Below are 21,086 nucleotides of genomic sequence, written 5' to 3' on the forward strand. Positions count from 1 at the left end.
ATCCGCCCATTTTTTTATTAATGTACCGGAGAATTCCAATCTGACTCTAAATCAGAATAATCCTGATTGGGTCTTTGCTTAATTGCCATCACGATACCGCCGGATTGCAATCCTTGTTCATATTCTTTAGCACGATCTTCGGGAATTCCCCAACCCACTAAAGCCCCCACTATTCCACCAGAGATGCTGCCTGCACCAGCACCAGCTAAAGCAGCAGCGATTGGGCCTGCAATTACTATTCCTAATCCGGGAATGGCTAGACTTGTTCCTACTGCAGCAATCCCGCCTAAGATAGCGCCTAATCCTGCTCCTATTGCGCCACCAATACCTAAACCTTCGGGGGCTTTTGTTTTTTCATTTTTCACTAAATCAGAATCAAAATATTTTCTCTTTGATTCTTCAGACATGATGACATTGATATCTTCAGGGCTATAACCTTTGTCTAAATAAGATTGATAGGCTGCCTCAGCCGAAGCTTTATCGGGAAAATATGCAGTTAGCATTCTTTGATTTTCTGTGTGAGGCATAGAGCCCTTTTGAATGCTATGAGTTTCTCTTCGAGTAAAATCTGTCATGATAACCTCCTTATTATCTATTTTTGAATCATTCAGTACTAAAGTATAGCTTATTGGGCATGATAAATATTTTTTATCGGAATATTTGAGTTTGAACTACGGTCTTTTGAATATGATTCAAACAGGAAGAAAAATTAAGGAGCAATCTTTAAAAATAAGCTAAATCGTTGTTAATAAACCAGAAGGGGCTGTAAGTTCATTTAGAATTTTTCTATTATTTTTTAAGTTGGGGAAGGAATGATATGCGTTTAATTTTTTTTCCAGTGTCAATTTTAAGTTCATCTTTTTACTCAAAGGGGGAAGTATTTGCATAACCCAAGTATCATTCATTCTCCCAATTTTAATAGGGTCATTTATCACTCTAACTGGCGTTCCCGTTGGTACTGTGCGAAATAAATACTCAATATCCTCCGGAAACATACGGATACATCCTGCACTAACCCGTGTGCCAATCCCTTCCAAATTATTTGTACCATGGATGAGAAATGTTGGCCATCCCAAGCGCAAGGCATGCTGTCCAAGAGGATTATAAGGACCCGAAGGAAACTCATCGGGAAGAAAGTCTCCGTTTCTTTCTGCTTCAGATCGTAATTTTTCTGTGGGTCTCCATTTAGGGTTTGCTTCTTTAGAGACTATTTTAGTCACCCCTAGAGGTGTGCTCCACCCTTTTCGACCTATTCCCACAGGGAAAGTAATGACAACATTTTCATTTTCAGGAAAAAAATATAAACGATATTCTGCCAAGTTAATGACAATACCTTTTCTAGGTACATCAGGTAAGATATATTGGGAAGGAATTAACAAACGCGAATTAGCAACTAAAGATTGTCTGGGATTTACGTGTGGATTTGCCCTGGTTATTTCATAATATCCCACATCAAATCGTTTTCCGATTTCATCAATCGATTCATTAGCTTCTGCTGTAACATATTGTACTTCTCCAATGACATTTCCTGTATTTGGCAAAACGAAAGTTGTTGCGCCAGTAATCGATGCATAAAAGATAAGCACAAAAATCGAAAGAGATATTTTTTGTTTCATTGATGATGTTTTCAATAAATCCATAATGTATAACCTGGAGAAAACAATGAAGTATATTGCATACTCCAGGCTAGCTTTTATAAAAATAAGAAAATCAATTACAAACTTTCATCTACTTTAAATCGTTCACCATATTTGGATTCAAGCGTGTTAAATAATGTTTCTAAATTATCTACGCCAAAATCCTTAGCATAGTTCATAGGACCTCCTCGGAACGGAGCAAATCCTGTCCCGAAAATCATTCCCGCATCGAGTAGATCAGCATCAGCAACTACTCCCTCACGCAAGCAAGCGGCTGATTCATTCACCATTCGCAGAATTAAACGGTCCGCAATATGGGGAGGAATCGGTGTATTGGGTTGTTTTTTAATCGGTTTACCATTTTTGTATTGATACAATCCCTGCCCTGTTTTCCGACCCAATTTTCCATCTTTAACCATATCACGTAATTTTTGTGGTACAGTGCCACCAAAATGACCTGTTAAATTTTCAGCAACAGCCAATCCAACGTCTAACCCGACTGTATCTGCAAGTTCTACAGGACCCATGAACATGCCAAAAGATAAAGCTGCCTCATCGATCGTTTCTGCACTGTATCCTTCATCCAATAGCTGGACGCACTCCATAAGGTATGGCATCAAAACACGATTGACCAAGAAACCAGGGCTGGATTTAACTGGCAAAGGCAGTTTGCCAATTTGATTTACAAAAGCACAAGAGTTGAGTTCCACTTTCTTCGAAGTTTGGGTGCTGCTTACTACTTCAACCAAGTCCATTTTAGCTACTGGATTGAAGAAATGAATTCCAACCAAGCGGTTGGGATTCATCATCACACGACTCATTTCATCCAGTGGAATACTGGAAGTATTTGTAGCAATAATGGCATCCTTCTTAGAGATACTTTCAACTTTTTTCATGATTTCTTGTTTTACGACAAGATTTTCAAAAACTGCCTCAATAATTACATCAGCACGAGCGATACCATGTCCTTCAGGATCAGGAATTAAATTATCCATAGCTGCCTGAATGAGGCGAGGCTTGCGTAATTTTTTCTTATACAAAGCATGAGCGCGACCTATTGCAGGCGCAATCTGCTTATAGGATTGATCTTGTAATGTCACTCTTATACCACGAAGAGCACACCAAGCGGCAATATCGCCTCCCATGACACCAGCGCCGATAACATGAACATGGTGTGCTTTGAAATCACTACCTTTCGCAAAGCCCTTCAAGCGTTCACGTAATGAAAAGGCACGGATTAAGTTCCTGGCAGTAATACCGGTGGATACTAGATGCTCTACTGAGTCAATTTCTTTTAAATAAGCCCTATCTCCTTTGCCCCCCTCTTTTTCCCATAGATCAATAATCGCATAAGGTGCAGGATAATGTTCTTCTCGAACTCGTTTTGCCACATTACGACGCATCAAAGAAGCAATTGGGGATCTTAACCACGCGTGATTAGTTAATCCTTGTAGGAATGAAGGTTTATGCTTTGGTGGTCTATTCTTAATAAAGTAAATCGCTGCCCGTTTCAACTGGCGCACTGGTACAACTTCATCGACCATACCTAAGCTTTTTGCTTTTACAGCAGGTAAAGCACTTCCGGTTAGAATTACTTGGGATAAGGCATTAAATCCACCTATCAGTTGAGGTAAACGTACGGAACCACCCCATCCTGGATGAATTCCCAACATCACCTCAGGCAAACCGATGCGGGTATCTTTTTCATCGCTTGCCACGCGATAGGTACAGGCTAAAGCTAATTCATACCCACCGCCCATACAAAACCCATCAATCATGGCAACACTTGGTATTGTAAGCGCCTCTAATCGGGCAAATACTGCTTGGCCTTTTCTTAAAAAGTCCACTGCTTGAGCTGGCGTTGCAAATTTTGAAAAAGCATTGACATCTGCACCCGCGATAAATCCTTTTTCTTTAGCTGAATAAATGATCAAGCCAATCGCATTTTTATCTTGAGATATTTCATGCAAAAGGCTATTCAGCTCATCCAAAATTTCTTCATTGATGCTATTTACGGAGGTATCTTTTCTATCCAGTCCTAACCATAAAATATTGTCAGTATCGAGTTTTAATTCCCAATGTTTGTAATTATTCATGTCCTTTCACCTCAGTCACTCGTTCAAGATACATAGCTCCGCCTTGTCCTCCACCAATACAGATAGAAGCCATACCTCGCGACTCATTTCTTTGCTCTAATGATTCTAAAATGTGTAATACAATACGCGCACCGCTTGCGCCTATAGGATGTCCTGCTGCAATGGCACCCCCATCTCGATTTAATTTTTCCAGAGACGGGCCTCCCCAGGCTGAATCCAATCCTAACTGTGTACGACAATAATCTTCATCATTCCAAGCAGCAATACAACCCAAAACCTGAGCAGCAAATGCTTCGTTAATCTCCCAACAATCCATGTCTTCAGGTTTTAATTTATGTCTTTGTAAGATGGGCGTTGCAGCATGTACGGGGCCTAAACCCATTTGTGACGGATCAAGAGCTGACCATTGGGAGTCAACAATTCGGCCCATAACTTTCAGGCCATATTTTTTTACAGCTTCTGCACTGGCTAATAATAACAAACAGGCTCCATCAGTTATTTGTGAACTATTACCTGCAGTGACCATCCCATATTTTTTATCAAAAAAAGGTTTTAATTTGGCAAGTTTTTCAACTGTTGAATCCGCTCGTATGCCATCATCTTGAGAATAAATTCGGCCTTTACTATCAATAATTGGAGTGACTTCATTCATCCTGTGCTCTTCATAAGCTTTTGCTAATCTTAAATGGCTTTGGACCGCAAATTCATCCATTTGCTCGCGTGTTATATTAAAACGATACGCGACTTTTTCTGCTGTTTGCCCCATGTTCATTCCTACAATTGGATCAGTGAGCCCACGGAGTAATGCAATAACAGGCGCAAGGTAAGCTGGTCTAAATTGAGTTAATAAACCCAATTTTTGTCCAATACTTTTAGAGGCATACCAACTGGCTAGCCAGGATGTCATTTTTTGATTAAATAATAAGGGAGCATGGCTCATGGCATCAGTACCGCCAGCAAGAACCAAATCACTACGCCCGCTGGCAATTTGAATGGCGGCGTTGTCTAATGCCTGCATTCCAGAAGCGCAATTTCTCATCACTGTGAACGCAGGGACTTTATCACCACATCCAAGACGCAAAGACGTGACCCGCGCAATATTTGCCTCATCTGGACTGGGCATCGCACAACCAATAATGACCTCATTAAGTTCTGTAGGAGCAAATGGCTGCCGATTAAGTAAGGGGATTCCGGCAGCTACCGCCAAATCCGATCCAGAAAAAGGACCTATTCCTTTGGCCTTGAGAAATGGTGTTCGATTTCCATCAACTACATACACATCTCGACCATGTAAATTCGATTTCTGTTTCATCGATTCTCCTTATTTGAAATTTGGGTCATTTCATTGCAATGAATTTTTTGTTAAAGAAATTTAAGCGTTTATAGCTCCTGGAAAATCAGCTTTTCTGTTCTCTTGAAAAAATTAAATAATGAACAGATTTTCCTGTTTTAACGCACATTACAATTACTGAAATCAGCCTTGACTTATGATTGATAAAGAGTAGCAGTATTCATGAAAATTTGGAATTTTTATAAGTCGTTAAAATGAAAATAATTTCACAAAAATAAAATAAGAGTTGGTTTGGTTCAGTTGATATTTTCTGCAATTAAAAGATTAAGAATGTTATTTACACTTCAAAAACAATATTCTTATACTGGGCATCCAAAGTTTGAATTTTATCAATTAATGGATCATTTGGATTTGAGATATTAATTTCAAATAACTTCTTCAATATAGAATCTACATCTCTTATTGTTTTTTTTTGAATCCCCTCAATAATCTTTAGGACTTCATTAATACAATAATTTTCCGGATTATAGAAAAAATTGGCATAGGCATTTGAATTTTGATTTGCGGTAGATACATACTCTTCAAGTTGTAAACATATTTCACTCATTGTGGGTGTTATCAGTTTATCCTCAATTTTTTCCAATTCTAAAATGAATTGGTTCAGTGGAGCTTCTCTATGCTTAAATTGTTTAAGTAAATCTATTAATTGAGTTATCACTAGATATGGTTCTTTTATTTCGTAAATTAAAGGAAGAAGTATCTGATTTAAATCATTAGCAGTTAGGGACACCTTATGCTGGAGACTAAAAAATACTTCCCGCTCTATCCGCAACAAGATTCTCAAAAGAACTTTATTGGGCGTTGCAGAGGTTAATTTTTTAAAATTGATAGAGAAAAGAGAGGGGCTTATTTTTTTCAGTTGGCCATTTGCATACAAATATTCATTCAATTCAATAACTTCTTTTTGTATGCCTAATGCTGAAAATATTATTTTATCTTTTAATAAAGAGATAAAATCACTCACATAAATCTGATAATCATCAGAATATTTCGCATGTAGAATAAATAAACCGATGCATCTTCTAGCAAATTCAGATAAGGGAACATCTCTATTTTGATTTTTTTTAGAATATAAATATAAATCCTTGACAAAACCGAGAATTGCCAACACTTCAAATTCCATTTCCTGTTCTGCTAAATGAATGAAGCGAGCAATAAACTGGGCAGCTTTATTTTGGTTTGAATTACAAATCTTTCTCGCCAGGTATTGTAAGATATCTATATGCCACATAAGCAGAATTTATATATTGAGTTCCTTTCTCAATGTATTAACACAATTTTTTATAGGTGAACATCTTTTGCAATATTAAAAAGCAGTTTGATATTTTATTATATTTAGAATCTTCAAGAATTAATATCGCATATTGACGTCATTAAAATACCTGATATACTGCGCTTCCATTGATTGGAGAGATGGCCGAGTGGTCGAAGGCGCTCCCCTGCTAAGGGAGTATGGGAGAAATCCCATCGAGGGTTCGAATCCCTCTCTCTCCGCCAATCAACGCGCCCGTAGCTCAGTTGGATAGAGTATCTGGCTACGAACCAGGGGGTCGGAGGTTCGAATCCTTCCGGGCGCGCCATTTCCAAGGTAATAATCAAAATAAGAATCACTCCGAAATAGTTGCCATGACATTTAATGTCATTGGCCCGGAAGTGTTCGAATCGAAAGAGGTTCGACCAAATGCAAAGCGAAGAGCAAAAAGCGTGTGAAGAATTTTGAACGCGCTTCAGCGCGCCGCAAAGCGTTGAGGAGCGAACAAAGTGAGCGACGAATCTATCCTTACCCTGAGTCTTGGATTAATTAAATTTATTTCTACAATCTAAGCCCTGCAGATTATCAGCCTTCCGGGCGCGCTTAAGCCAGTAGAATCAATAAGAATACCAATTTGTAGAGACAAAAAAGGTACTGTAGCAAATTTGTAAAAATCAGGGGCGAAGGTGAGGGTAATAGAAAAGCAATTGGCCAAATGCTTACAGAATCTCCTCACTCCTCATAGTAGACCGAGAATTCAGCGGATAAAATTATTTGATCTAAAAAATAATCTCTGCAAAAACACTTAATGGGGATCGTTGACCTAACCCACGCCTGGTATCGAAGCGGCTCAAAAAAAAATGAAATATCGGATCTAGAAAACCCGGCTACTGAAATTAAGTATTATACATGGAGAAGCTCAATAGGATATATTATGGCCCATGGTAACAATACTTTCTTCGTCTTCTTCATCGGTAAAAGAATTAAATAAGAATAAAGTCATATTGATTGTATGATGACATCCAACTCTTGACATTAAAAATATAAATCTAACTTTTTTTCAAAATAATATATCTAATAATTATCCAAATAAGACACTTCCCCCCATTACCATAGCCATTCCTATCATCATTAAATTTTCAGTTAGTGAAATAAATCCCAAAGGAACATTACTGTCCCCACCCACGCAGGCACATTTTAATTCTCGCTTATCCACATATACTGCTTTAAATACCGATATCGCCCCTATGGTTCCTATAAATAAAGCAACCGGAATTGCAATCCAGTGTAAGGCACCAGAAATCATCAATATTCCTGCTAATGCTTCCGCAAAAGGGTAAATATAGCTGTATGGAACCCATTTTCTGGCTAAAAGATCGTAGTTTAAAAACATAGTTGAAAATTTTTCAATATTCTGTAGCTTAAGAAGCGCAAGTATTGTCATGCTAAAGGAAACAAACCAAATCACAGCTTGCATTGTAAAGACAGTCCCATTAACAGCATAACTTGTAGCCAGTGACATCAGAGCGGTTACTATAAAAAGAACAATTACGGGACGGTAACTTTTCTCTTTTGGATCTTGCACTTTTTTGCCAAAATAGCGTCGTAAATCATCATATCCGCCAATTCGTTCCCCATTAATAAAAGTTTGAGGCGTTGTTTTTACCTGATGTTCTTCTTTAAATGCATTGACTTGATCGCGACTAGTCAACCAATTATCTTCAATGCTATACCCTTGCCATTTCAATAAGAACTTCGATTTCAAACCGTAAGGACATGTATGTTTTGGCATGACCATACGGTAAAGAGTTGCTGTTTGAGCTTTGTTATCCATGTGAATACCCTCTAGATAAGTTTTCATAAATAATAAATTATGATCAATGATGAAGCTTGGATTAATATATGCAATAAAAATGATGTTATATTAAGTCAAGATTTGCGAACTCGCTTTATAACACAAACACCCCTGCTATTTCTGGCATGTATAGGTGGGTACTCGAAACAAACGCTACTCTCAAGCCTATGTTCAAATTACTTTTTGAATAATTAATATCGGCTACTTACATGCTATAATTTAAATAAATTTTTCGCGTTATCACTTAAAATTTTTCTTACCAAATCCTCAGGCAGCTTGGCTTCTTTAATATAATCTACCGCCCTCTTGTACTTGTCCTGGTTTGCATAAGGATAATCGGTACCCAATAGCAAATGGTCAGAAGAATATACTTCTACAGCATTATGTAAAGCCGGAATATGGCCATGAGCCACTGTATCAACCCAGAATTTTTTAATGTAATCACTAGGTTTTCCTTCAATATTCCCCATGCCCCAATCCTGATATAAATTATCTATACGTTGCATGATCATAGGTAGATAGCCACCAAGATGTGTACTAATAAAACGAATATCAGGATAACGTGAAGTAATGCCTGATAAAATCAAATGCAATACCCCGTAAGTATCTTCAAACGGAGCACCGATGATCCATGTTAAGCCATATACTTTAGTCTGCTCTCCGGTGCAGCATCCAGCAGGATGTAGAAAAACTATCGCTTTTCTGCGGTTTAGTTCAGCAAAAATTTCCTCATAACGATGTTCATGCACAATAGAATGTTGCAGAACTGTAGTAGTCAGAGTAACACCTAACATACCCAGCTCATCCATACATCGGCTGATTTCAGACAGTGAATCCTGCACATGGGGTAATGGAAAAATGCCAAAGGCTTGGAAGCGTTTAGGATATTGGGAAATCAGTTGTGCATATAAATCGTTGGCCATCTGTGCGCTCTTTACCGCTTCTGTTTTAGTGGTAAAATAGGGTACTTGCGGAACGATTGAAAGTACTTGCAAATCCACTCCTGCATTATCCATGACTTTAAAACGTTCTCCTAGTTCATCATCGGTAATACCGGCTTTCATTTTCCGGGCCACATCGACTAAATTCCCACCTTTTTTCTCTATATCATCAAGGTACTTTTTAGGAAAGCAATGAGCATGCACGTCAATAATCATATTAGATGACCTCTGAAAATAACTCATTAATTCATATTGAGTATAGGCGAAATTTCCATATACATTGATACTTATCCAGCCTTTTTCTCGAAAAGGAGCAGTTGCCATAAAACAAATACTGGATTTAGCAATAAGAATAAGTTCCTGTAATTTGAATAAAAGTCTTCACTTTAATTCTTTATAACAATCATGAAACAGTATCATCTCTTCTGGACGCGCCATTCAAGAAACAATCTCCTATTCTCCATGATTCATTTTTTGGATTCATTGTTAATCGTTAGATAATGTTTTTAGTGTAAAATGTGCTCACTTTTAGTGCATCATCAGCACATTTTATCAGTAAACGAGTATTGGAATATGAAAGAATTTTTTGAAAAAACAATGAATAAATCCGATGGTGAAACAGTGTCTTTAGCGCACAACGAAATCTGTAGTTGTACGATGTGTATGAAAAGCAAAATACCCCTGGAATCAACAAGAAAACATCTACATGGTTTACAATCCACAATGGTCGATCGTAGAAATCCTGACGTGCACGGCAGCAAAGCTTTAATGAAATCTATTGAAGCTCTTGCAATTCTTAAAGCGGGTACAGAAATAAATATGTCACTTGCTGCAGGAATCAAAGGGGATATTCCTACCCCTGCTGGAATAAAAATAGTAGCACCACATGAAATAACCATTCGTGCAACCTGGAAAAATAAATATGAAGAAAGGGCAATTAGCGGCCGTGACGCCAGTGTTTTTGGTGGATTAGGCGTATTACTTATTCCAACGGATATTGAAACAGTCACCATTCCTAAAATGAATGCCCGGTTTGTACCCAGAGAATTTCTAAATAAATATGGTGCAGAGCTCATCCCATTAGAACAGTCTTTTATTCTGGACGCAGTCAGTGAACCATCCCTAGAAAACCTTTATTTGATTGAATACCAATGGGATTCAACCTACATAGAAGATTATGTTATGAAGAAAAAAGGGGGCGGTGGATTATTTGTAGAAACACATCCCTTCCCGCACGTTTTTACACCTCTATCTCCCATTTGTAGCGGTGCATTAATCCTTGGCGTAAAACGAAGTGAAGGACTATATGATTTCGCAGCTTTTGAAATACCCTTTGGTTTTACCATGAAAATCAAAAGTAATGTGATTCATGGAGATTCTTTCTTCGTAGGCCCTTATGCCATTGCTCTAACCGAAACCGAACTTGCTGATTCGGTGATAATCAAGAAAAGTAATTCTGAACGTGACATAGAAACTGTGATACAGACCTCGGTCCCGGTTTATGATATTGCTGCATTAGAGTCTGACTCGTTCAAACCGACACATCGCAAAATGTTGATCGATAAAATTCAACATGAAAGCACTTTCAATAATAATGTACGTTTCTTTAGGCTGCTTCCCTCTAATTTATTATCCGAAATACGTCATTTATCGAGTTCATCTCAAAAAGCATATGATGAAAAGTTTGGATTGATCCCCTACACTCCCAAATAGTAAAGCTATCGCTTTGATTCTATTTAACCTGGTTGATTACAACCAGGATCAAAGCAACTCATCCGTTCGCCACCATTATTTAAATAAAGTGAATAATAGGAAAAATGATACGCACAAATCCTGATACTCACTCGTAGAAAAATTTTTTATGATCTAAACCTCACAATGAAAATTTGCTTTTAACAATTTAGCAGATTAAATTAGAAAACCTGGTTGTCCACTACCAGACTTTGCTTTTTTAAAAGGGATTAAAAATGAAAAGAAATTCTTCATCCGGATTAATTAGAGCCCTAAGCCTAGGTTCATTAATTATATATGGCGTGGGTGATATCCTTGGTGCGGGAATTTATGCCCTAGTAGGAAAAATTGCAGGGCATGCTGGTTCATTAGCCTGGGTTTCGTTTGCTATTGCAATGGGAATCATCTCATTCACAGCGCTTTCTTATAGTGAATTGGGGAGTCGATTTCCTAAAAGTGGTGGCGTATCGATTTATATTCATGAAGCTTTTGGTACCCAGTGGTTTTCCATACTGACAGGCTTATTACTCTTTTGTGCTACTATCCTCTCTATATCAACGTTATCGCATGCATTTGCTGGATATCTGAGAGCTTTAGGATTGAATATCCCCAGCATATTTGATGTTTTCGGTTTTTTAATTCTTTTACTTTTCATTAATCTACGCGGTATCAAACAATCATCCATTGCCAATATAATAAGTACTACCGTTGAGGTAAGTGGTCTATTTATTGTACTTGGTTGTGGATTTTGGTATTTGGCAACACATGATAACAGCGTCATTGCCACCTCTACAGAAAGTCCGGGTATAGGTAATGTGCTCCAAGGAACAGCTTTAGCTTTTTTTGCATTCACAGGATTTGAAGACATGGCAAATATTGCAGAAGAAGTTAAAGAGCCCAAAAAGAATCTACCTCGAGCCATATTATCCTCTGTAGGAATTGCTGGATTTTTGTATTTGGGAGTAAGTTGGATAGCGACAACGATTATTCCAGGGAGCGAACTGAGTTACTCTGAAGCGCCTTTATTAGATGTAGTTAGCAAATCCGCTCCTGCCTTACCCAAATCTTTATTTTCAATTATAGCCATTTTTGCAGTTTCCAATTCAGCATTATTAAATTACATTACAGCTTCGCGTCTGCTTTATGGGATGTCAAAAGAAAATCTTTTACCGAAATTGCTTCAAAGGGTTCACCCCAAATTCCACACACCCTATAGTGCTATTTTTCTGATATTTCCAATAGTACTTTGCCTGGTATTTACGAGCAATCTGGGTGATTTGGCAAGTTCTACAAGCGCAATAGTTTTGATAGTATTTTCATTAAGCAACCTGGCACTAATAAAAATCAAACTTTCTACAAAAAAAGAGCATATGAGTAGTAAAATATTTAGAATTCCCTTATTAATACCCTGTTTCGCAATTGTCTTAAATCTCGCGGCCATCTCATTTTTGCCTCTATACAATATTATCCCTGCTGCAGTATTAATTGGCATATGCAGTTTTATCACATGGGTTATCATGAAAGTTTTGTTATCTAAAAAATAATTTTAAATTTAACTTTACCGAATACATGAATGGTAATGGCCAAATACTACCAGTTAAGACAGATTTCATTGAAACAAATCGAAGGATATTATAGACAGAATATGAACAGTTAATTTAAATGAATCCGGCGAAATGCAGCACAAGATAAAGAAAGCTGTAAATTACAAAAAATAATAATAATAAGCCCAATATCAATTTCATATTAAGGAATGGTTTGGGTTTTAGGTAAAAAGAATAGCCTCCTAACAATCCACAAGAAATTCCCAGTAACGCCCCACCTAATACATCCGATAACCAATGAACCTGAAGGGCTATACGCGAAAATGATTCAAGTAAAATGAGAACAACAGCAATGATTACCCCAATCCAACGATGCTTCACTTGCGGCAGAATTAATGAGGCTAGGAAAGTTACATACGCTGAGCATAATGTCACGTGACGGCTAGGAAATGCATAACTATGTAAGGTGCTCGTTATGACCCCGGGTCGTGGAAAAGCTATTGCATTTTTAAAAATGTAAGCAAGAAGAGCAGCAATTGAAATCACACCAATTAAATGTAATCCAATCCATTTTTGTTTCATTATGTACAATATAATACCTGCGCTTATGAAAGCCGGAACAATAATGTATTTATCCCCAAACAGCGAAATCAGATGGCTAACAAAGTGAGCGTAACCTCCCTGTATTTTACTGCTTAATAGAAAGAGTTCCTGATTAACCGCTAAATAAGTGCTTTGGGAATAAACAGCAAACATAAGCGCTATAAATAAAAAAAGACTCAGAACACCTCCAATGAGCAAATAAAAACTTTTATTTGTTATTTTTTTGGTTACCATAAAATTTTTATCCTTTTTGTAGTATCAGTAATTTCATGAACTTTACTCCATAAGAGAATGACTTACGTCCTTTCCTAAATTCGAAGATAGAGGAAGTAAATATATTGGGCTACTAAACACATGATAAGAGCCAAATAGATCGCTCAAGAAGTAGACTGTACCCGTTTCCAGTGTACCGCCAGATATCGAAGAATGCCAATGGCCGGTGAGGATGCTATAATCTAGCCAGATTTTATGTGATAAAAAATTCCAATAGAATTTACTCATTGACAAAATAGGTATTATATAATTTTATGTAAGAACTATCTTTTTGAATTGTCTTTAAAGCACTGTTAACGCGATCAATTAACTCTTTATTCTTAGGCAAAGCCAAAATTGCTACCCCATCCCCTATAGTATGCACAGTGCCTAGGGGTTTAAATTGATCCCCACCCTCCTGAGTCCAGTAATTCACAGAGGATCGATTTAAAAAAACTGCTGCTATTGCATTACTATGTAAATCTGCTAAAAGATCTTCCACATCATCATATCGCTTAATTTGAAATTTCGGGTAGTGATCAGATAAGTATTCAAAAAATAGTCCCCCATTGAGTAAGTTCCGCAAAACGCCAATTTTTTTTCCTTGTAATTGCGTGACTGAATTAATCGGACTATTTTGTAAGATTAGAAACTGTCCTTTACTTAACATGTAGGGCAAGCTGAAAATAAATTCATAATTTAGAGCATAAGAAATAGGAATACCTCCCATAGCTAAATCCACATTTCCTGCTTTTAATTGTGTGTAAAGCCTATCCATACCCATTGGAAGGAAATTGCACTGCTCATTTAATTGCTGACAGATAAGTTGCCCTAATGCGATATCGAATCCATTTCCTGGAGAGAAAATATAAGGAGGTTTAAAAATAAGTGTCCCTATGTTTATTGTGGTATGCGCTATTGAAGATATTAAGAGGCCCAAAGCGAAAATTATCGTTTTTATGCGCATTGCTTAAAATCCTTTTTTAATTTTTTTCAAGCCTGTCTATTTCAAAGAAAGTTTCCAAACTTAATAGTGAATTTTTATTTGATACTTTATCATATATGAAAATATACTTTTGAAATAAACATAGTTATTTCCACTCTGGGCACACCTGTAAAGAATATATTCCAGTATCCTGTCCCTACCTAGTAGATATCTACATTTTATCACAGGGTTTAATCATGATTAAGATATTCAGATAATTCATGATTTCATTTATTGAACATGTGTTATAATATTTCACCATATTAAAAATAATAAATGTATTTTTTTATAAGAAAAATAGATCATCCGAATTTTTCTGAATCATGAGAAGCTTGCATTGTATACAAAAAATTTAAAGAAAGAGCAGATGGAAAATCAAAAACTTACAACGAAAGTTGATGCTTTTCTTTCAGGTGTTAATAAACTTCAAAATCACAAAATTATTGAGCAAGCAGATTATTTAGAACATTTAATCTATCGACGTATTGATCAAACCTTGGCATTATTTAACAGTGACCATGATGTTAAAACAGGGATTGTATTTACAGACATTTATACAGAGGTTAATGAGCTGAATCAAAAACTCAATAGACTCTATCAAGTACATTTAAAAAATCCTTTTTTATATTTTCGTGCTTTTAACCTGGGAATTATCCCGAAAGAGAAACAATCTCACCCTGAAAAATATTTTCGCGAGCAATATCATTATTTTATGGATAATGTTTTGGTTTTTGATAAAAAAAGCAAAGAGAAAGAGCATATAGCGGTTTTTGTACGTCAACTACTGTCGCAACCAACAGGACAGAGTTTAATTATCAAATTAAATCAGCTTGCCCAACGGTGTGAATGTCGAATGATCGTTGAAGAAAAAAATCCGCCTACATTATCTGTAGCTCCAATGGCTAACACGGGTATAGAGAAATTCGCAGCAATAACGGATACTACCAATCCATTAAAATTTTTTGATTTCCCCAGAACGATATGGAAACAAATGCAACTTTTATATCCGCGTAATTTTTGGGAAGCCCCTCTTTTCACAATGCAATCATTAACTTTTGGAAAGGAAAACATTTTAGCCTTCAAACCAGCGTTTATCTCTATGGGACATGAATTCACACATGCATTACATTTTTTTAGAGGGAAAGACAGACGCAAAATGGCTTTTTTGGAAAGTGACAAACCTTATGTACAAAGACTTTTCTCTAGCAGTCTAGAAGAACTATGGACAATTGATCGTGGCAATATCAATGAAAATAAGCTAAGGGCAGAGCATGGGATTAAGCCTTGTTTTAGCCATGTAAGAGCGGGCCTATTCGTTGACCCTACCGATGAGCTTTCCCTTGAGCGCATCAAAGCAACCATGCCCAAAGTGTTATCACAACTTGAGGAAGTACAAACAAAAATGTCTCAACAAAGAGAAGAGAACACACCATATGAGGAAATATCCTCTTGTTTTGTCTTATTGCCACTAGAAGATGAAAAGCACGAACCCTGCCTTGTACAATAGATGGATGCCCCCTAAAGAACCCAATCATTCATTTGTTTGAAATAACCTATTAAAACAATACTTTAGCTGTATGAAAATACTTTATTGAATACCTAGTATTAACGCCCCAAAAAACCAGATCCTAAATTTTGAAATTTTTTTGGGGTGTATTTCGACTGGAATACAGTTATGATGAAATAAATAGAAGTAACTTATTTTAAAACAGGAGAAGATATCGATGACATGGAAGAACAGAAAAAATAATATCAACACTAAAAAAATATTCCTCACAACTACGGCAATTTTTCTTTTCAGTAGTAATACAATTCACAGTGCGACACAAATTGGTAAGGGAATTTATTACGATGAACAACAAATTCAAAAGCTCGCACAAAAATACCCAGGTCGGGTTTCAAAAGATGCGGGATATCCACTGATTAATAACTATTCGACATTAAAATCCGCATACAAAGGAAGCCAGTTTGGCTTGGGTAATAAACCCATAACCACAGGCTTATGGTGGACACCCATGTTGGCTGTCGATAAACCTTCAGGACAAATACAAGATAGTGATTATCTCAATCCTTTGTTATTAATTCCAAATCCACTGACTGTACGCCTTACTGAAAAGGGTATTTCTTTAGGGATTCCATTACAAAATGCTAAAGTAGATAACGTGCATGTGGACCGCGGTTATGACAATACGCTCGATGTGACTGTAACTACAGGTGATTTGATGGGTACAGCGCCTTTAGTTGCTGATTATTCTGATTGGATGGTCTCTGTAGCCTGGGCCCGAAATAATGAGCCCCTACTCGCTGCCAGCGTGGTTGAAGGATCCCCTTTTGTTTTTGTGGAGAAGAAGAGTAATCAAACCACCTCTTATCTTCAGTTTAATAATTCACAAGAGGCAAAATTATTAAGCCAGGATAAAGGTATCAGTTTATTTAAAACCAAGAATGCATCGGACACGGCCTATCGATATTATGCCTATTTCTCTAATCCCGATACTGCAATTATTCCCTGGAAAACCAGTACGGGTACTATCATTGTTCCGATCAGTCAGGGAGGAAGCGGGACTATTGTTCCCAGCACTACAATTAATACTGCAGAGATGAATCGTTATTTTTCGCTGGCTGTTATTCCTGCCTCATCGGATAGTTCAGCTATGGAGGTAGCAAACCAATTTAAGCCTTACGCGTCAACATTCATCAAAAATACATCCATTACTTATGAGTACGATAAAAGTAAGGCAAAAGTCGTTACCCATTTTAATTTTGACTCCCAAACCGTTTATTCGAATGCCTCATTAAAGCAACAACCGTTGGTTCTTCTCTATCCTTGGCAGATTAAAAACCTGAATAGCACTGAGAGGGCAAGTTGCTTATTTAATGATGATTGTGCGAGTAATAAAGGGATCATTCAAACTCTAAAAGGTACAATGCATCCTTATGTGGTAGCAACAGGATCAGCGGGCAGGTCTTCTTTTTCTACAGAAGTTGATTTTCATGGCGTATTGCCTATTTTACCTAATCGACTCAGCCAGACTGAACTTGACAAGATCGCAAGTTATTCCTTTGAATTACCTCCAGATCCTCATCTGGACGCCAAAAACCCTTGGACGGATACTTATGCAACAGGAAAACTGTTAAGCCGCGAGGCTCAACTCATAAAAATAGCCGATGTATTAATGGGAACATCTCCTGTTAATCCTCAGTATAAAAAAATTCGTGATGACTTACTATTAGACCTAAAAAATCAGGTAACGAGTTTTCTAACAGGTTTAAATTATACCGATCCTTGTCCGGGTGGAGCATCTGATTGTCCGCGGCCTGAAGGAAGTTGGTTTTATGCGTATAACAATCAATGGGACACTATGATGGGGTTTCCCAGTGGCTTTTTTACTGCGACTACATTAACGGATCATGCATTTCACTGGGGTTATTTACTTGATGGCGCTGCGACCATTGCACAATTTGATAAAGAATGGGCCAGAGAATATGGCGGTATGGTCAATTTGCTCATTCGGGATGTTTGCAACTTCAAATATGGCCAAGAACAAGAAGTAACTAAATTCCCTCATTTTAGAAGTTTTGATCCCTATGCAGGGTTATCCTCGGCGTTAGGCATGCCTTATAGCTTTGATAATGTCAATGAGGAAGACAGTGCTGAATTTATGAACTTAGCTCAGGCGATTATTCTATGGGGTTTGAACACGGAAGGAGTTACTTTCGATGGAGACAACACCACGCCTCAGGAGGTAATGGAGACAGGTCTGTATCTCTACACGACCGAAGAACAAGGATTAAATCATTATCATTTTAACCAAAATCCTGGTTCCGGTGTTTTCCCAACAGGCTGGTCTAATAGCAGCACTGGACAAAACTATTTATTGGTAGGTAATGTTTGGGGCGGAAAGCTGGATCGATCAACTTATTTCTGCGCAGGCCAGCCATGTTATTATCAAAATCTGGCATCCAATACCCTACCTATCAATGCAGGATCTTTTTATCTAGGGTATGATCCAGGTTTTGTGAACAGAGTCTATAACGAGGATGCAAAAAATCCGTGTTCTGGTGATCCTGCGAATTCTGCTTATTGCGGAACCTTGTTAAAGTATTTGGCTTTAGGGGATGCTGCTAAGGCATTACAATACTATACCCAGTATTTTGATGTCCAAGGTAAAACTCCAGATCCTGGCGAGTCAAAACCAAGTATTTACTATTGGATACAAAATTTAAAAAATCTCGGATCATTAAATACCGCGCTTAAGGCAGATACCCCATCATATGGTGTATTTGGCAGTGGTGATAAAACCTATGTGGTTGCTTATAATAATGAACCTACAGCAAAACAGGTGAATTTTTACAATCAAGATAGCCTAATTTGCAGCTTGGAAAACATACAACCAGGAGAAATAAAAGGTAGTATTTGTGGTAAAGAAGATCCACCCCCCCCTGAAACTCAGTTTTCCTATATGCTTTATGTGGGTTATCCCTTTAAACCAGTACTGATAAATAATAGTATTACCTGCCCTGATCCTGTCACTAAAAACCCTGCATGTTTGATTAAAAATATTGCCGGCCCATCGGTAATGACCATAGCAGGCAACAACAGCAATATGTGTACATTGTCAATTAGCAAGGATGGGGTTGTCACTGTAATGGGGGAACGTTCGAAAGGGTGTTATATTAACTCAACCCCTGCAACACCGAGTAAAGCAGGTAGCATTAACCTTCCGGGTAATTTTTAAGTATGGATAGGCCAAATTAATTTTGGCCTTTATATTCAATAAAATAATCTAAACCTACTACTCTCTTTTAAATGAAGATAACAAATGATGGCTTGGTTCACCCAACCATCATCAGTTTACGGATATTTTTCGCGAAGAAATGTACTTTACTTCTATTACATCATCCAAAAGAACCAGTTTTTTATATGGACTTTTAAAGAACTATTTAGGCGAAAAAAGCTGATTAATATTTGGCTCTACTTCAATCATATTGTCGGAACTGCTGATAGGTTCCTTTTTATCCTCAACTGCTTCTTTTGTTGGGCTATTAATGCTTTTATTCTCATCCAAAACTTTTTTGGCTGTATCTAAAAAAGACCATTTTTTGGTAGTGCCGCTATTTTTGGCACTATTATCTTTTTTCGACATCATGTTAAGCTCCTTGTGAATCAATTATGGACATTCGTTCATAATATATTAAATTTAGCAAATAGGGTTAATTTAAATTAAACTTTAAAGGTCATGGCAGCTTCATCCTGTGGAAATTCAACTTCAAATCCCCTTTCAATTAAAGGCCCGAAATATTCCCCAATCGTACGAACTGGCCTATCAAAATATAAAGATTCACCAGGTTTTGCTTTAGGATTAATATTTTCTTTCTTAATCCAATTTGTCATCATTTCTTCATTATAAATAATAATCTCCCTTGTTTGCATATTTACTGTTGCAAACATAGTCAATTCCCTCGTGGGACTGTTATTATCAAACATCGCAACAGATACATTAGAACCTATCAATTCCTCTTGATTTAAAGATTTCATCATTTCTCCAGGAACAGCTTGATGAGATCCTAGTAATCCCTCCGTATGTTCATATCGTTGAGTCGCTAATCCTCGACCATGTGCTCGTTCGACAGCAGAAGTTACATCCGTAGAAATTGCTACAATGTCTACTTCGCCATAGCGTTGATTCGCCTCTCGCAGTTCATCAGGTTTTAATTTGGTTTGATCATGAAGGAAACTCGGAAATTTTCCTCCACCCATTGCTTTGCTTTTTTTTGCAATAACCTCCATCACCCTTTCCTTAACTAATAAAGCTTCTTCATAAGTAAATTGAGAATATTTCAGAGGGTGTACTTCTGGTTTTTGCAGAAAAGGTTTAAGTCTATCCGCATTATGATGAACAAGCTGATTCCAAGCAACAGCTTGAGGCTCATATTGTTCTATAACACTGGAAACAAGTTTCAGGCAGCTACCTTTTCCAGAGGCTACACCTCCGGTAGTAAAGACGGCGACAGATTGATCTTTTTTAACATACTCTAATACCTGCAAAGCATTTTGTTCACATAGCTCATTGATTGTCTCTGCTACAACCGGTTCAATAATTGAGTGCGCTCTTTGTGTATAAATCAAAGCCATGCCTCTCTGCACACAAACGGCTTTTAATAATTCTGTATCATTGTTCCAAGGCTCTTTCCCTGAGATAGACTCGTAAAATGATTTTAAAGCATCTAACTCCTTAGAGGAAAAAGGATATAATTGTTTGGGTTTTCCATGAGCCAAATCATTGAAAAACTCCATGACATCCATCTTGGTACTTATATGCATCAAACCAACTTTAGAGACTACTTCGTCAAATACCTTCCCTTCTAACTTTTTTTGTACCAGGGTAAAAGCATGACCGAACGTATCCATCTCATCATCAACATTTTTATCTAATTTTATTGTCGCTTGTAATTGAGCAAGAATTTCATGTTCAACAAGCCGTTCGGGATACAAGCATACTAAATTTCTCACCATATCTTTGGAAAAAGCAGCCGTAGTTTTCTCTAATAAAGCGATAGACTCCTCACTGACTCCAGAGCTTGAGTACGCTATAATCGTGAAATCTTCTGGGCTCACTTCCTGTTTGGATCTTATTCTTTCTTTGAGCTCAACAGTGGGTACAAAGAACCTACCTTCATATGACATTTTGAACGTTTTCATTACAGAAATACCCTTTGGCATAATTTAATTTCTCTATATAGTATAATATATAGATTAAGTGGATATTAAGTTGTCACATGGCTTTTTTAAATAGCTTATAAAGGTAGGTATAGAATTTTCTTAAAGACCATTTTTA

General features: G+C 37.2%; 15 protein-coding genes and 2 tRNA genes. 6 read left to right on the plus strand and 11 right to left on the minus strand.

Translation table 11 applies throughout. The features are described 5' to 3' along the window. Positions 1-17: 17 nt before the first annotated feature. The 5 genes from BU07_RS0110850 to BU07_RS0110870 all read right to left on the minus strand — a co-directional run bounded on the left by BU07_RS0110850 (position 18) and on the right by BU07_RS0110870 (position 6,315). A complete protein-coding gene (locus BU07_RS0110850) occupies positions 18-575 on the minus strand; it encodes a hypothetical protein (protein WP_242601864.1) in 558 nt (185 codons plus the stop codon). A 159-nt stretch (positions 576-734) separates the two neighbouring features. Further along, positions 735-1,640: a L,D-transpeptidase family protein gene (locus BU07_RS0110855; protein WP_031565949.1), complete on the minus strand. Its 906-nt coding sequence runs from the start codon at positions 1,638-1,640 to the stop codon at positions 735-737. 74 nt (positions 1,641-1,714) lie between these two features. Then, a complete protein-coding gene (locus BU07_RS0110860) occupies positions 1,715-3,733 on the minus strand; it encodes a 3-hydroxyacyl-CoA dehydrogenase NAD-binding domain-containing protein (protein ID WP_031565950.1) in 2,019 nt (672 codons plus the stop codon). Further along, entirely contained in the window at positions 3,726-5,045 is a 1,320-nt protein-coding gene (locus BU07_RS0110865) for an acetyl-CoA C-acetyltransferase (RefSeq protein ID WP_031565951.1), read from the minus strand. The genes BU07_RS0110860 and BU07_RS0110865 overlap by 8 nt, the downstream gene beginning before the upstream one ends. Before the next feature lie 316 nt (positions 5,046-5,361). Beyond that, on the minus strand, positions 5,362-6,315 hold the full coding sequence (locus BU07_RS0110870) for a hypothetical protein (protein WP_031565952.1): 954 nt from the start codon (positions 6,313-6,315) through the stop codon (positions 5,362-5,364). A 176-nt stretch (positions 6,316-6,491) separates the two neighbouring features. Between BU07_RS0110870 and BU07_RS0110875 the strand changes: the two genes are divergently transcribed. Beyond that, positions 6,492-6,581: transfer RNA gene (locus BU07_RS0110875), tRNA-Ser, on the plus strand. A gap of 6 nt (positions 6,582-6,587) precedes the next feature. Then, a tRNA-Arg gene (locus tag BU07_RS0110880) sits at positions 6,588-6,664 on the plus strand. Between the two features lie 753 nt (positions 6,665-7,417). Here BU07_RS0110880 and BU07_RS0110885 read toward each other — a convergent pair. After that, positions 7,418-8,170 (minus strand): MauE/DoxX family redox-associated membrane protein, encoded by a 753-nt coding sequence (locus BU07_RS0110885; protein WP_031565953.1) that lies wholly within the window; start codon positions 8,168-8,170, stop codon positions 7,418-7,420. A 233-nt stretch (positions 8,171-8,403) separates the two neighbouring features. Next, complete coding sequence (locus tag BU07_RS0110890) at positions 8,404-9,456, minus strand: amidohydrolase family protein (RefSeq protein ID WP_051635541.1); 1,053 nt, start codon at positions 9,454-9,456, stop codon at positions 8,404-8,406. 249 nt (positions 9,457-9,705) lie between these two features. On the opposite strand from BU07_RS0110890, the gene BU07_RS0110895 reads away from it, so the two are divergent. Beyond that, the gene (locus tag BU07_RS0110895; protein WP_031565957.1) at positions 9,706-10,845 is read left to right on the plus strand and encodes a hypothetical protein; all 1,140 of its coding nucleotides are present in this window, start codon (positions 9,706-9,708) and stop codon (positions 10,843-10,845) included. 254 nt (positions 10,846-11,099) lie between these two features. Beyond that, positions 11,100-12,407, plus strand: coding sequence for an APC family permease (locus BU07_RS0110900; RefSeq protein WP_031565959.1), 1,308 nt, complete (start codon positions 11,100-11,102; stop codon positions 12,405-12,407). A 114-nt stretch (positions 12,408-12,521) separates the two neighbouring features. On the opposite strand, the gene BU07_RS0110905 is transcribed toward BU07_RS0110900, so the two are convergent. After that, on the minus strand, positions 12,522-13,244 hold the full coding sequence (locus tag BU07_RS0110905) for a phosphatase PAP2 family protein (RefSeq protein WP_031565960.1): 723 nt from the start codon (positions 13,242-13,244) through the stop codon (positions 12,522-12,524). A gap of 259 nt (positions 13,245-13,503) precedes the next feature. Beyond that, positions 13,504-14,229, minus strand: a complete 726-nt coding sequence (locus BU07_RS0110910; RefSeq protein ID WP_031565962.1) for a transporter substrate-binding domain-containing protein — start codon at positions 14,227-14,229, stop codon at positions 13,504-13,506. 385 nt (positions 14,230-14,614) lie between these two features. Here BU07_RS0110910 and BU07_RS0110915 point away from each other — a divergent pair, with 385 nt between their 5' ends. Further along, positions 14,615-15,754: a hypothetical protein gene (locus BU07_RS0110915; protein ID WP_031565965.1), complete on the plus strand. Its 1,140-nt coding sequence runs from the start codon at positions 14,615-14,617 to the stop codon at positions 15,752-15,754. A 217-nt stretch (positions 15,755-15,971) separates the two neighbouring features. Continuing rightward, positions 15,972-18,986 (plus strand): glycosyl hydrolase, encoded by a 3,015-nt coding sequence (locus BU07_RS0110920; RefSeq protein WP_031565967.1) that lies wholly within the window; start codon positions 15,972-15,974, stop codon positions 18,984-18,986. A 201-nt stretch (positions 18,987-19,187) separates the two neighbouring features. Here the strand turns inward: BU07_RS0110920 and BU07_RS0110925 are convergent, their stop codons facing one another. Together BU07_RS0110925 and BU07_RS0110930 are read right to left on the minus strand one after the other, a co-directional pair. Continuing rightward, positions 19,188-19,397, minus strand: a complete 210-nt coding sequence (locus BU07_RS0110925) for a hypothetical protein (protein ID WP_031565969.1) — start codon at positions 19,395-19,397, stop codon at positions 19,188-19,190. A gap of 74 nt (positions 19,398-19,471) precedes the next feature. Further along, complete coding sequence (locus BU07_RS0110930) at positions 19,472-20,935, minus strand: hypothetical protein (protein ID WP_031565971.1); 1,464 nt, start codon at positions 20,933-20,935, stop codon at positions 19,472-19,474. Between the last annotated feature and the right edge of the window lie 151 nt (positions 20,936-21,086).

The sequence above is a fragment of the Legionella wadsworthii DSM 21896 = ATCC 33877 genome, from assembly GCF_000701265.1.
Taxonomy (GTDB): Bacteria; Pseudomonadota; Gammaproteobacteria; order Legionellales; family Legionellaceae; genus Legionella; species Legionella wadsworthii.

Coding starts and splice junctions, on each gene's coding strand:
- BU07_RS0110865 (WP_031565951.1), bottom strand. CDS start 5,045: ATGAAACAGAAATCGAATTTACATGGTCGAGATGTGTATGTAGTTGAT.
- BU07_RS0110885 (WP_031565953.1), bottom strand. CDS start 8,170: ATGGATAACAAAGCTCAAACAGCAACTCTTTACCGTATGGTCATGCCA.
- BU07_RS0110920 (WP_031565967.1), top strand. CDS start 15,972: ATGACATGGAAGAACAGAAAAAATAATATCAACACTAAAAAAATATTC.
- BU07_RS0110915 (WP_031565965.1), top strand. CDS start 14,615: ATGGAAAATCAAAAACTTACAACGAAAGTTGATGCTTTTCTTTCAGGT.
- BU07_RS0110930 (WP_031565971.1), bottom strand. CDS start 20,935: ATGTCATATGAAGGTAGGTTCTTTGTACCCACTGTTGAGCTCAAAGAA.
- BU07_RS0110895 (WP_031565957.1), top strand. CDS start 9,706: ATGAAAGAATTTTTTGAAAAAACAATGAATAAATCCGATGGTGAAACA.
- BU07_RS0110870 (WP_031565952.1), bottom strand. CDS start 6,315: ATGTGGCATATAGATATCTTACAATACCTGGCGAGAAAGATTTGTAAT.
- BU07_RS0110860 (WP_031565950.1), bottom strand. CDS start 3,733: ATGAATAATTACAAACATTGGGAATTAAAACTCGATACTGACAATATT.
- BU07_RS0110905 (WP_031565960.1), bottom strand. CDS start 13,244: ATGGTAACCAAAAAAATAACAAATAAAAGTTTTTATTTGCTCATTGGA.
- BU07_RS0110890 (WP_051635541.1), bottom strand. CDS start 9,456: ATGGCAACTGCTCCTTTTCGAGAAAAAGGCTGGATAAGTATCAATGTA.
- BU07_RS0110855 (WP_031565949.1), bottom strand. CDS start 1,640: ATGGATTTATTGAAAACATCATCAATGAAACAAAAAATATCTCTTTCG.
- BU07_RS0110910 (WP_031565962.1), bottom strand. CDS start 14,229: ATGCGCATAAAAACGATAATTTTCGCTTTGGGCCTCTTAATATCTTCA.
- BU07_RS0110900 (WP_031565959.1), top strand. CDS start 11,100: ATGAAAAGAAATTCTTCATCCGGATTAATTAGAGCCCTAAGCCTAGGT.
- BU07_RS0110850 (WP_242601864.1), bottom strand. CDS start 575: ATGACAGATTTTACTCGAAGAGAAACTCATAGCATTCAAAAGGGCTCT.
- BU07_RS0110925 (WP_031565969.1), bottom strand. CDS start 19,397: ATGATGTCGAAAAAAGATAATAGTGCCAAAAATAGCGGCACTACCAAA.